This window comes from Rhodococcus sp. 14-2483-1-1 (assembly GCF_002259335.1).
GTDB lineage: Bacteria > Actinomycetota > Actinomycetes > Mycobacteriales > Mycobacteriaceae > Rhodococcoides.
Map to the genome: position 1 here is coordinate 345817 of NZ_NPFX01000021.1, position 12209 is coordinate 358025.

Annotated in this window: 12 protein-coding genes and 1 riboswitch; of the genes, 8 read left to right on the forward strand and 4 right to left on the reverse strand. The window is 65.3% G+C overall.

What is annotated here, in order from left to right; translation table 11 throughout:
* Nucleotides 1-49 precede the first annotated feature (49 nt).
* Nucleotides 50-661 carry a heme-copper oxidase subunit III gene (locus CH294_RS20165; RefSeq protein ID WP_032379071.1) on the reverse strand — a complete coding sequence of 204 codons (612 nt, stop codon included), beginning with the start codon at nt 659-661 and terminating at the stop codon, nt 50-52.
* A 151-nt stretch (nt 662-812) separates the two neighbouring features.
* On the opposite strand from CH294_RS20165, the gene CH294_RS20170 reads away from it, so the two are divergent.
* Nucleotides 813-1289 carry a hypothetical protein gene (locus CH294_RS20170; RefSeq protein WP_037150887.1) on the forward strand — a complete coding sequence of 159 codons (477 nt, stop codon included), beginning with the start codon at nt 813-815 and terminating at the stop codon, nt 1287-1289.
* Between the two features lie 50 nt (nt 1290-1339).
* Nucleotides 1340-2401 (forward strand): anthranilate phosphoribosyltransferase, encoded by a 1062-nt coding sequence (gene trpD / locus CH294_RS20175; RefSeq protein ID WP_094738909.1) that lies wholly within the window; start codon nt 1340-1342, stop codon nt 2399-2401.
* A gap of 11 nt (nt 2402-2412) precedes the next feature.
* Here trpD and CH294_RS20180 read toward each other — a convergent pair whose 3' ends face one another.
* Together CH294_RS20180 and CH294_RS20185 are read right to left on the reverse strand one after the other, a co-directional pair.
* Nucleotides 2413-2688, reverse strand: a complete 276-nt coding sequence (locus CH294_RS20180; RefSeq protein ID WP_032379068.1) for an Lrp/AsnC ligand binding domain-containing protein — start codon at nt 2686-2688, stop codon at nt 2413-2415.
* Nucleotides 2689-2810: 122 nt separating this feature from the next.
* Nucleotides 2811-4526, reverse strand: coding sequence for a DEDD exonuclease domain-containing protein (locus CH294_RS20185; protein WP_094610236.1), 1716 nt, complete (start codon nt 4524-4526; stop codon nt 2811-2813).
* A gap of 171 nt (nt 4527-4697) precedes the next feature.
* On the opposite strand from CH294_RS20185, the gene CH294_RS20190 reads away from it, so the two are divergent.
* The 5 genes from CH294_RS20190 to CH294_RS20210 all read left to right on the forward strand — a co-directional run bounded on the left by CH294_RS20190 (nt 4698) and on the right by CH294_RS20210 (nt 9745).
* Nucleotides 4698-4979 (forward strand): hypothetical protein, encoded by a 282-nt coding sequence (locus tag CH294_RS20190; protein ID WP_032403930.1) that lies wholly within the window; start codon nt 4698-4700, stop codon nt 4977-4979.
* Nucleotides 4980-5094: 115 nt separating this feature from the next.
* A riboswitch (cyclic di-AMP (ydaO/yuaA leader) is annotated at nt 5095-5255 on the forward strand.
* 18 nt (nt 5256-5273) lie between these two features.
* Nucleotides 5274-5828, forward strand: a complete 555-nt coding sequence (locus CH294_RS20195) for a C40 family peptidase (RefSeq protein WP_032403931.1) — start codon at nt 5274-5276, stop codon at nt 5826-5828.
* 387 nt (nt 5829-6215) lie between these two features.
* A complete protein-coding gene (locus CH294_RS20200; RefSeq protein WP_155291132.1) occupies nt 6216-7193 on the forward strand; it encodes an NlpC/P60 family protein in 978 nt (325 codons plus the stop codon).
* Between the two features lie 30 nt (nt 7194-7223).
* Nucleotides 7224-8597, forward strand: a complete 1374-nt coding sequence (locus tag CH294_RS20205) for a hypothetical protein (protein ID WP_094738910.1) — start codon at nt 7224-7226, stop codon at nt 8595-8597.
* A 23-nt stretch (nt 8598-8620) separates the two neighbouring features.
* Nucleotides 8621-9745, forward strand: coding sequence for a glycosyltransferase family 4 protein (locus CH294_RS20210; protein WP_032403934.1), 1125 nt, complete (start codon nt 8621-8623; stop codon nt 9743-9745).
* 25 nt (nt 9746-9770) lie between these two features.
* On the opposite strand, the gene CH294_RS20215 is transcribed toward CH294_RS20210, so the two are convergent.
* Complete coding sequence (locus CH294_RS20215; RefSeq protein WP_094738911.1) at nt 9771-11579, reverse strand: long-chain fatty acid--CoA ligase; 1809 nt, start codon at nt 11577-11579, stop codon at nt 9771-9773.
* Nucleotides 11580-11782: 203 nt separating this feature from the next.
* Between CH294_RS20215 and CH294_RS20220 the strand changes: the two genes are divergently transcribed.
* On the forward strand, nt 11783-12175 hold the full coding sequence (locus tag CH294_RS20220; RefSeq protein WP_032379061.1) for a hypothetical protein: 393 nt from the start codon (nt 11783-11785) through the stop codon (nt 12173-12175).
* Nucleotides 12176-12209: the final 34 nt, after the last annotated feature.

Genomic DNA, 12209 nt, shown 5'->3' on the forward strand with positions numbered 1-12209 from the left:
GTCGGGGGCTGAATCCGTTCGTTCGTTATCTTTGGCGTGCTGACTGTCACTAGCGGATGAAGTAGATAGTCGCGAAGAGGGCAATCCAGACGATGTCGACGAAGTGCCAGTAATACGAAACGACGATGGCGGCGGTGGCCTGCGCGGGAGTGAACTTACTGACCAGGGTTCTGGTGATCAGGAAGACGAACGCGATGAGTCCGCCGATCACGTGCAGTCCGTGGAAGCCGGTCGTGATGTAGAAGACCGATCCGTACACGCTGCTCGACAACGTCGTGCCCTCGTGCACCAGGTGGTAGTACTCGTACGCCTGGCCGGACACGAAGAACGCGCCCATGGCCAGCGTGATGATGTACCACCGTCGAAGGCCGAAGACGTCTCCGCGCTCAGCGGCGAACACGCCCAGCTGGCACGTGAACGACGACGCGATCAGCACGGCCGTCACCGGTACGGCCAGAGTGAGGTTCAACTCGGTCGGTTCCGGCGGCCAATTTCCGTTCGCCTGGGCTCGCGCGACGAAGTACATCGCAAACAGCCCGGCGAAGAACATGAGTTCACTCGACAGCCACACGATCGTGCCGACGCTGACCATATTGGGACGGTTCAGCGAGTGCACGCGTTGGGTGATTGCCGATCCTTGAGTCCCTACAGCGCTCGTCACAGAAAGAAGTATGACCCGTCGTAGTACGGAAGGCATATCCGGGTCCGCTCTGGGCGCGTCGCAACACAACGAATCCAGGAGCGTCCTTGTTCCCACGCTGGTCAGGAGGGCTGTACGGGCCGGTAGGGTCCAGTCGTGCAAGGCTGGCCTCATGGCAAAGAGCACCGAAGGTGGGTGGTTTCGGCGGCTGTTCTCGCGGTCGACCGCAGAACGTCTGGACCCCACGCGCGAGGATCTGGTGATAGTGGCGAGTTGCTTCGACGACGCACAGGCGTGTTCGGCTGTGCTCGACGACGCAGCCCGAACTCCGCCGGTGTGGACGGCGGCGTCGGATGTGTTGCTTCGGCATCATCTGCTGCTGCCGGCACACGAAGTAGAGGACGCTGCCGCGGTCGCGGCCCAGGACGACTACGAAGTGGGGCCCGCGGCCGAATTGTCGGACATCGATGGATACCGCCCACACGTGGACGACGGCGTTCCTCTGGTTCTGCAGCGCGTGCAGGTGCTCGACGCGCTTCATTGTTCACAGGAGCGATCTCGAATGGCGGGCCTCGCCCAACGCCGGGGTGGCGCTGTGCTCGGGTGGGATGCGCTGCAGCCGGCGCAGGCCGACCCGGCGTCTGGCTAAGCTTCCACCGCACCAAGGCCGCGGCCACGGATCGACGAACGGAACCAGCCATGAACGCACCGACCGCAGACGAGCAGCCACGAACCTGGCGTCGAATTCTCGGCGCGTTGACGACTCGTACCGACCTTTCCAGCGCAGACACCGGCTGGGCGATGGACGAGATCATGGCCGACAACGCGACGGCGGCGCAGATCGCAGCGTTCGGAGTGGCCCTCAGGATGAAGGGGCCGACTCCGGCGGAGGTGAGCGGTCTCGCCGAATCCATGCTTTCGCACGCGGTGTTGGTGGACACCGATACCGACGCCGTCGACGTCGTCGGAACCGGTGGTGACGGAGCCGACACCGTCAACATCTCCACCATGGCCGCCATCGTCGTAGCGGCCAGTGGCATCCGGGTGGTCAAGCACGGCAACCGCGCGGCGTCGTCCAAGAGCGGCACGACCGACGTACTCGAAGCGCTCGGCGTCCGGGTGACTCTGGGAGCCGACGCGGTCGCGGCGAGCGTCGAGCAGGTCGGTATCGGGTTCTGCTTCGCGCCGATGCACCACCCCGCACTGCGCTTCGCCGCGGCACCGCGCAAGGAGATAGGCATCCCGACGGTCTTCAACGTCCTGGGGCCTCTCACCAATCCGGGCCGCCCGCGCGCGGGTCTGATCGGCTGCGCCTTCGAAAGTTTGGCTCCCGTCATGGCCGACGTGTTCGCCGGCCGTGGCAGCTCGGTGCTCGTCGTGCGCGGCGACGACGGACTGGACGAGATCACCCTGTCCACCTCGACAACGGTGCACGTGGTGTCCGGCGGCTCGGTGACCATCGAGACGATCGATCCACTCGACTACGGAATCGACCGGGCACCCATCGAGGCCCTCGGAGGCGGCGATGCGGAGTTCAATGCCGCAGTGGCGCATCGTGTGTTCGCCGGCGAACACGGGCCGGTCCGTGATGCCGTGCTGCTCAACGCCGCCGCGGCCATTGCCGCGCATCAGGGCGTCTCCGGGAACCTACACGAGCGCATCGAAGCCGGATTGGCAACTGCTGCAACGGTTGTCGACAACGGTTCCGCGTCGCGGCTACTCGCCGACTGGGCTCGCTGCACCACTGCATTGGCCGACTGACGAACTGTGCCCTACTCGCCGATCGAGAACCCTGCATCGACGTCGGCGCTCGAATAAGACTGGAACGCAATGTGAGTCGTGGTGCTCCGAACGCCACGCACACGATTGATGTGTCTGGTGACGACGTCGGCGATCGAGGCATGGTCGCGCACTTTGACGATGGCGATCAGATCGACATCCCCAGCGCACGAATAGACCTCCGTCACACCATCGACGTCGGCAACGGCCTGCGCTGCCTCCGGAATCAAATCGGCCTCGGCGTCGATCAAGACGATGGCATTGATCATCTGTGCTCCTCATGCATCTCGAGCTCGATGTACGACGAGCTCCCACCCAACCCTAGTTCCACCGATCATTCCGCGGGCTCCACTCCTGCACTACCGGTCGTTCCGCGAGCTCCACTCCTGCACTACCGGTCGTTCCGCGGGCTCCACTCCTGCCGCGCGGCTTCTCTCGCCGTTCGGCACCAGTCCTCCCACGAACCCGCAGCGCGAGCCGGGCTGCAGTAACCACTGCTGGTGCGCACGATGCGAACCCCATCGGTGCGTAGCCAGGATGCGATGAGGCCGACCTCTTCCGGCGGCGCACCTCGCAGCGGTGTCGGATCGGGCATCACCGTCTCGGCGGACGCGGTGATGGCATCGACGACGGGCATCGGGTGCACTCCGCGGGGAGCCACCGCAGCACCGGCCAGACGGCCGAATCGCACCACGATCAACTCCCATCCTCCGTCCGCGGTCCGTCGCGCCGCCACGAGTTCCGCGATGGCGGCCACGGCCGCCGACCGATGCATCCGGCGTAGCGCCTCCACGGTGATCGCGATCCGGTCGCGCAGGCGCGCGGCAGTCTCGTAGAGCTCCCTGTCCGCGAGTTCGGCGACCCGCCGGCGCATGGAATAGAGGATCGCGTCGTCCTGGCCACACACGAGCGCAAGAAACTGCGCAGGTGCGCCGGAGTACTCGTCGGCCGTCATCGGCCCGGAGAGCGCCGCTGGGCAGCCGCCGACGTCGGTTGCCGGGCAGTCGTCACCGTGCCGAACCGAACGAGCCAGCCGGCGGGTGCACGTGCGCAGACGGCAGAACTCCGCCACGAGCGCCGAAGCCTCCGCGGCGTCACCGCGAACCGAGAACGGTCCGAGACTGTTGGGCGTCGGCGTACGGACTATCGACAGTCGTGGGAACGCCTCGTCGGTGAGGGTGATCCACCAGCCCTTCTTGGGAAACTTCGAGCGACGGTTGTACGGCGGGATGTGCGCCGAGAGCAGGCGCAGCTCTCTGACACCGGCTTCGAGTGCGTGCGCGCACTCGACGTGGTCGACACGCGTGGCGAGGGAGACCATCTCCTTCATCCGGCCCCTGGTCTCGGACCCGGTGAAGTAGTTGCGTACTCGGCGCTTGAGGTTGTTGGAGGTGCCGACGTACAAGACCTCGTCGGACGGGCCGCGGAAGAGATAGACGCCGGGCGTGCCGGGCAGGTGAGCGGCCAGCCCGCGTTTGGCGCGCTGGCCGGCCGACACCGCAGGAAGGTAGTCGACCAACTCGGCATAACTGTGAACGCCCTGATTGCCCACTCGTTCGATGAGGCCGTGCAGAACGTCGACCGTTGCACGGGCGTCGTCGAGAGCCCGGTGAGTCGGCCGGGTGCCGGATCGGAACAGTGTGGACAGCGCGGAGAGTTTGACCGAGGGTGCCTCGTCGCGCGTGAGTACCCGTCGAGCCAGCTTGACGGTGCACAACACCTGGAACCGGGGCCACGCTATGTCGAGACGACTGGCGGCGGCCTTGAGGAACCCGGTGTCGAAGCCCGCGTTGTGGGCCACGAGCACCGAGCCGCGGGCGAACTCGAGGAAACCGGGTAGCACTCGTTCTATCCGAGGCGCGCCGATCAGCATCGCCGACGTGATTCCGGTGAGTTCGACGATGTACGGGGGAATGGACCTGCCCGGATCGACGAGGGTGGCGAATTCGCCGAGAATTTCGCCTCCTCGAACCTTGACCGCACCGATCTCGGTGATGGCCTCCGTGTCTGCGCTGCCGCCGGTGGTCTCGAGGTCGACGACGACGAACGTGGTCTCGTGCAGTGGGGTGTCCAGTTCGTCGAACGTCAGCTGGATGGGCAGGCTCACCGGGACGACGGTAGGTCCGACCTCCGACAAGAACGCGCATGGCGGCGTCGTCGGTGACCGTGTCGTCGCGCCCGGACCGTGAAGTGTCACGAAACCTGTCGGTGGCGCGCGCTACCTTTCGCTCGATCGGCTGATTCGGCCGCCTGAAACAGCAAAGAGACAAGGATCACAATGATCATCGACTGCAGTGACTGCCTGGTCCGTGACATCGCCTGCGCCGACTGCGTCGTGACGGTGCTTCTGGGGCCGCCGGGAATGCCATCGAGGTCGGACGGACGGTGGGTCGGACCACCCTCGCCGATAACGCTCGAGCAGGAGGAACTGGGTGCGATGGGGGTGCTCGCGGATGTCGGTCTCGTCCCTACGCTCAAGCTCGTGACGAACGCGGACGAGACCGCCGAAGTTCCGTCGTTACCGACTCGTGACGCACCGGGGGATCAGCGCGCTGGTTAGCGAAATTCGGGTCGAATTCGGTTGCGTCGGCGCGTTGGGGTCGACACAGGGGTATGCCATTTCGTAACCTTCCTGAGACCTTGCGGAGTCTCGCCAGTCCAAACCGGAGTGGCGTCGCAAGTCACCGCCTAATCGATCACTCGCGAGAGTGTTCGTACCGGGAACCCGATATCTACTGGGGTGAATCCCGCTGAGCCACCCACGGTGGCCGGTGGGTAGGGCTGCTCTTCCCAGCCCGAACCCGTCAGCTAACTCGGTCGGCGGACGATAGGAAGAAACGGAGCACCATCTTTCGTGGCGTCACAACTTTCCAACCGATCATTGCGGCGAGTTCTCGTAGCCGGAGCGCTCACGGCAGGCGTGGTCATTCTTCCCGCTGCACCCGCGATGGCGGCCCCCCTCACCATCCCCGGCGTCGGAACCTTCGAGATTCCCGACATCCCGGGCCTCCCTCCCCTCAACATTCCGGGTATCCCCGCACCGGGCGCGCCGCTGGCTCCCCAGGTCACGCCCGCAGCGAAGGCCGTTCAGGCTGCTGAGTCCAAGATCGGCGCTCCGTACGTGTACGGCGCCTCGGGTCCGGATTCGTTCGACTGCTCGGGTCTGATCCAGTGGGCGTACAAGCAGGCCGGCGTCAGCCTGCCCCGCACGAGCTACGACCAGGCAGCCGCGGGCACTCCGGTTTCGCGTGACAGCCTGATGCCCGGCGACGTCGTCTCGTTCTACGGCGGCTCGCACTCGGGTATGTACATCGGCGACGGCAACGTCGTGCACGCATCCACGTCCGGCGTGCCGGTCAAGGTTGCTCCCGTGGACTCGATGCCGTTCGACGGTGCTCGTCGTTACTGATTCGAGCGCAGACGTTCGCTGTGATCGACCGACAGGGTCGAGCCGTACCCCGGCTCGACCCTGTCGTCGTCTCCGGACACGGCATGCGACACGCCGGTCCGGTGGACAGCGGACGCCCCAGTTCGTAATCTGATCGAGACCTGGTCGATGTTTACTTTGTGACCTGTCACCGACGAACCCCATCGATTTCAGACGGTGTTCACCTCCGCGCCCGCAAGAGCATGGGTATGGTTCGTTTCCGGGCTGCTAATCCAACCGTCGCCTCGTGTAGGCGACAGATGTAAGGACGGAGAGTCGCTTTCCGTGGCGATATCGAGATCGAACCGAGTGTGGCGGCTGGCCCGTAACTCGGTGGTTGCTGTCGCGTTGGCCGCAAGCATCGCCGTAGTGCCGACGCAGACTGCGATCGCTCAACCGGGATTCGACTCGGCGTCCGACGCCCAGACCAAGCTTGCGGAGCTCTCCCGAGATTCCGAGCAGACGAACGAATCTCTGCACAACGCTCAGATCGACCTCGATGCCAAGACTGCGCAGCAGCTCGATGCCCAGGCCGCCGTCGATCGGAGCCGCGCCGCTCTCGACGCAGCGCAGGCGCAGCTGACTCAGCTCAAGCCGGCCATGGACAAGGTAGCCAACGTCAACTACCAGGGCGCGCGTACGAACCGCCTCTTCGCTGTCATGGTCAGCGACTCGCCTCAGCAACTGCTCGACCAGATGTCGGCTCTCGATGTGATCTCGGCCGAGACCGCAGGCCAGGTTGCCCAATTCCAGCAGGCGAGTTCGGATGCCGCTGCGGCCGAACAAGCGGCAACGACGGCCGCGGACCAAGCTCGTGTCGCGGCCGAGCAGGCCAAAGCGGTCAGTGACGATCTCCAGGCCAAGCAGAGCGAACTGCAGGGCCAGATAGCCGAGGTGATGGCCGCCTACAGCGCGCTGTCGTCGTCCGAGCAGCTCTCGCTCGCTGGATCGGCATTGCCCGACGGTTTCGATCCCACGACAATTCTGCAGAATCTGACGCCAGGGTCGGGTACCAGCGCGTTGCAAGCCGGTCTGACGCAGATCGGCAAGCCGTACGTCTGGGGTGGAACAGGCCCGGACGGCTTCGACTGTTCGGGACTGGTGGTGTGGGCGTACAAGCAGGTGGGAAAGACGCTCCCTCGGTCGAGTCAGGCTCAGGCCGAAGGCGGTACACCGGTGGATCAGAAGGATCTGCAGCCGGGAGATGTGGTGCTGTTCTATCCGGACGCCTCGCACGTCGGTATCTATGCAGGTAACGGCAACGTGTTGCACGCGTCGACATTCGGGGTCCCCGTCAAGGTGCAGTCGATGGCATCGTTCCCGTACTACGGGGCGCGTCGATACTGAGGTGTGCCTCGACGATCGACGCCTGCGCGTATGAGCGGGCCGAACCAGCCCGCGGGGATCCGCCTCCTGGTCCGATCGGCGCGGCTTCGGTGGACGGCACTTGTTCTCGTTGCTGCAGTAGCGCTCTCGGTGGTCGTCTTTCACAACGTCTACAGCACTGACGGTGAATCCCGAGCTACGTCGACCGACACGTCCGTCGGCCAGGCCCCGCCGACCTACGATCAGCAGCGCCGCGCCGATGTGACCGTCCTTCTCGACCGATGGGCCGGCGCAGTTCGCGCTGGAGACGTCGACGGTCTGCGGGAATTGATGGATCCGCGGGCCGATCCTGATTTCGTCGAGGCGCAGGTACGTCGGGCCGCGTCGGTTCCGGGCGTACCGTTCTCCGAATTCGGCTACGTCCTGGGCGACGAGCCGGAAACACCGGTTCCTCCTTCGATTGCAGAGCCACTGGACGCCACCGACATCTGGGCACCGCCGGTGTATCTGCGCTACGCCGTGGCGGGGCCGGACGCGTCGCCGACGAGTCGGCCGGTCTCGCTCGTCGTAGCCGAGCGGGACGGTCGATGGCGGCTCGTCGACGATGCGGACCTGCCCGAGTATCGACGCCACACCTGGCGTGGGCCGTGGGACTTCGGATCGTTGACGACACGATCGGTTCCCACAACTTCGGGGACATCGGTGGTCATGGGGCATCCGGACCGGGAGCAGTTCGTCGATGCCCTGGCAGCCGAGCTCCCGTCGGCAATCGATGCCGTCACCGACTTCTGGGGAGACGACTGGGCGCGAGACGGTCTGGTATTCGTTGCATCCTCCGCGGAGGAGTTCGCCGAGCTGACCGGATCCGATCCGTCGACGGACGTGGCTGCGGTGACCGTGTCCGACGCGGTGGCGGGGGACGGTTCGCGTCCGACCGGCCAGCGGGTGGTGTTCGGTCCCGATGCCGCGGCCCGCTTGACGCCGTTCACCGTTCGCTCGGTTCTGCGGCACGAGTTGACCCATGTGGCGGCCAGGGCGCGGACGGCGGACGGTACGGCGTTGTGGGTGGCGGAGGGGTTCGCCGACTACTCCGGGTACCGCAATTCCGGTGCCGATTTTTCGCAGCTCGCTCCTACCCTCGCCGCGATCGTGGCGTCGGGTGGACCGCCGACGGTGCTGCCGAAGGACGAGGATTTCGGTGCCGGAGGGGCACGGTCGAGTGTGGCCTACGAGTCGGCGTGGTCGGTGTTCGCCTTCGTGGCCGATCGGTTCGGCGAGCCGACACTGCGCAGGCTGTACGAGGCGTTGGCGGCTGGGCCTGCCTCGGACGGCTCCACCGATGCCGCCTTCGCGTCGGTACTGGGATTGGACCGCACCCAGTTCGTCGCCTCGTGGGGCAACTGGGTGGCTGATCGGGCGCGCTGACCTCGAGCGCTACGGTTGACGCCATGCGTCGTACTCTTCTCGTGACGAACGACTTTCCGCCTCGCCCGGGTGGAATCCAGTCATACCTGCACAGTTTCGCCTCGCAACTACCCGCAGACGAGCTCGTGGTCTATGCACCGCGGTGGCGCGGTGACTCGCACGAGAAGTTCGATGCCAAGCAGCCGTTCGAGGTGATCCGGCATCCGACGACACTGATGCTGCCGACTCCGCTCGTGGCGCGCCGGGCAGCTCGAATCCTCAAGTCGCATCGGTGCGACTCGGTGTGGTTCGGGGCGTCGGCTCCGCTGGCCGTGATGTCGTCGCACCTGCGCAAGGCTGGGGCAGAGCGCATCGTGGCCAGTACACACGGTCATGAGGTCGGCTGGTCGATGGTGCCGGGCGGACGGGCGACCCTACGCACGATCGGCGAGAACACCGATGTGGTGACCTACGTCAGCAAGTACACCCGGGGTCGGTTCAGCTCGGCGTTCGGTCGGACCGCAGCCCTCGAGCACCTGCCGCCCGGTGTCGATACGGATCGTTTCGTTCCCGATGACGCCGCGCGAGCGGAACTTCGCGCGCGCTACGGCCTCGGCGACCGACCCACCGTTCTGTGTCTCTCGCGGCTCGTACCCCGTAAGGGACAGGACTTCCTGATCCGAGCGCTCCCGGGAATTCGGCGAGCCGTCGACGGTGCCGTTCTGGTGATCGTCGGAGGAGGGCCGTACGAGAAGACTCTGCGCGAGCTCGTTCGATCCACCGGAATGGAGCAGCACGTGGTGTTCACCGGCACGGTGCCGTCCGCGGAGCTTGCCGCCCACCACACCATCGCCGACGTGTTCGCCATGCCGAGCCGCACCCGTGGCGCGGGTCTCGACGTGGAGGGCCTCGGAATCGTCTACCTCGAAGCGTCGTCCTGCGGTGTGCCCGTCGTAGCCGGAACGTCCGGGGGTGCGCCGGAAGCTGTGCAGCACAACAAGACCGGGCTCGTGGTCGACGGAACTTCGGTCTCGTGCATCACCGATGCGATCGTGCGAATCCTGTCCGATCGCGCGCTGGCAACGCAGATGGGCAACGCCGGCCGTGCGTGGGTCGACGCCGAGTGGCGTTGGGACGTGCTGACGGAGAAGTTGCGATCGTTGATCTAGCGTCCGTAGTTCGAGGCCGTTGGCCTCACCGGGCGTAGATGGATTCGATCTCGTCGGCGTACGCCTTGGTGATGACGTTGCGCTTGAGCTTCATCGTCGGGGTCAGTTCGCCGCTTTCCTCCGAGAAATCATGGGGGAGCAGTCGATATTTCTTGATGGACTCCGCGTGCGAGACGGACTTGTTGGCGTCGGCGACGGCAGCATCGATCTCGGCGACGAGATCGGGGTCCTTCTGCAGATCCGCCGCCGTGGCGTCTGCGGCCTTGCCGTGCGCGGACTTCCACCGATCGAACGCCTCCGGGTCGAGAGTGATGAGCGCCCCGATGAACGGTTTCTGATCGCCTACGACAACAGCCTGGCTGATCAGAGCGCCCGCACGAAGTCGGTCCTCCAAACCGGCGGGCGAGACGTTCTTGCCGCCGGCCGTGACGATCAATTCCTTCTTGCGACCCGAAATCGTGATGTACCCGTCGTCGTCGACGCTGCCGAGATCTCCGGTGCGGAACCAACCGTCGTCCAGTGACTCGGCGGTTGCCTCCTCGTTGCGCCAGTAACCGTCGAACACCACCGGCCCGCGCAGTTGAATCTCTCCGTCTTCGGCGATGCGAACGGTGTTGCCGGGCAACGGACGCCCGACGCTGCCCACGCGTTGGAATCCGATGGTGTTGACCGCGAACGCCGCGGTGGTTTCGGTCAGCCCGTAGCCCTCGTAGATCGTCACACCGATGCCCCGGTAGAAGTGGCCGAGACGGGAACCGAGAGGCGCGCCGCCGGAGATGGCGAGTTCGCACTTGCCGCCGAGCGCTGCCCGCAGTTTGCCGTAGACCAACTTGTCGAACACGGTGTGCTTGGCGCGCAACACGATTCCCGGTCCGCCGGTGTCCTGTGCCTCGCTCCATTCCACCGCACATTCGGTGGCCAGATCGAAAATCTTGCCCTTGCCGTCGGCGTGCGCCTTCTGCTTCGCAGTGTTGAAGACCTTCTCGAACACTCGCGGCACCGAGAGGATGAAGTCCGGCTGGAACGTTCCGAACGTCGCGACGAGATTCGGGATGTCGTTGGTGTGACCGAGCGTGACCCCGGCGTCGAACGACGCGATACTCACTGCCCGTGCGAGTACATGGGCCAGGGGGAGGAACATCAGGGTGCTTCGACCCTGCGTCATCAGTGACTTCAGCGACGTCTCGCGAATACCGAGAGACTCCGCGAGCAGATTGGCGTGGGTCAGTTGGACGCCCTTGGGGCGACCGGTGGTGCCCGAGGTGTAGATCAACGTTGCCGGATCGGACGAGCTCGAGGCCGAAACCCGTCGGTGCACAGAGTCCTCGGTGACATCTGCGCCCCCGTCGATCAGTGCCTGCACCGCGGCGGTGTCGGTGTCGGCCGACTCGATCACGAACGTCCGACGCACGGACTGTGCCGCTGCCACAACATCTTTCGTTTCCTGCACGTGCGCGTCGTTCTCGAGCACGAGCAGTACCGGCTCGGCATCTTCGAGAATCCACTCGACCTGCCCGGCGGAGGATGTCTCGTAGATCGGCACGGTCACCCCGCCCGCGGCCCAGATCGCATAGTCGACGACAGACCACTCGAACCGCGTCGACGACATCAATGCAACGCGATCACCCTGTTCGATGCCTGCTGCAATCAGACCTCGCGCCACCCCGACGACCAGTTGCTCGAACTCGGCCGCGGTGACGTCGGTCCAGCTGCCGTCCACGAGCCGTCGGAACACAACGGCATCGGGCGTGTTGCGAGCACGGAGGAAGACGGTGTCGACAGCCGAGTCGGTGTCCTCGATGGCGTACTTTGCAGCGGCGGTGTACTCGCGCACGGGATTACCTCCGGATAGAACTGGGAGAACGAAAGTCGATAGCTCGGCTTCACAGATACTCTAGACCCGGCTCGAGGACGCTTGAATGCGCCTCGAGTGGAGCCTGCAGGAACGAGCAGTGAAACCTCGAGCGGAGCCTGCAGGAACGAGCCGTAAAAGAGGTGACGTGCGCGGCCTGCGACCCGATATGTGAAGCTCTGTCGATGAGCAGTATTCAAGTTGCGGATCAGACATTCGTGGCCGCCCCCGGGGAACGGGTGGCGCAGGCGTTCGCCTCACCCGAGCGGTGGCGTCGGTGGTGGCCGGATCTGAACCTGACCATCACCGAGGACCGGGGTGAGAAGGGGATCCGCTGGGCGGTGCGCGGCGGTGTGGTCGGAACGATGGAACTGTGGCTCGAGCCCGCGCTGGACGGAGTCGTCGTGCACTACTTCCTGCATGCGGAGCCCTCCGGTTCCGGCGAGATCGCGTCGCAGCAGCATGCTCGTCGGGTGGCGGGCCGCGCCATGACCTTCGAGCTCAAACGCGAGCTGGAGGCCGGTCGGTCTGCGGGTGAGGCACCGAGCCACGTAGCGTCGAGTTCAGCTCGCGATTGAACCGCGCGGTACGGTCGGCCGGTTCGCGATTGTG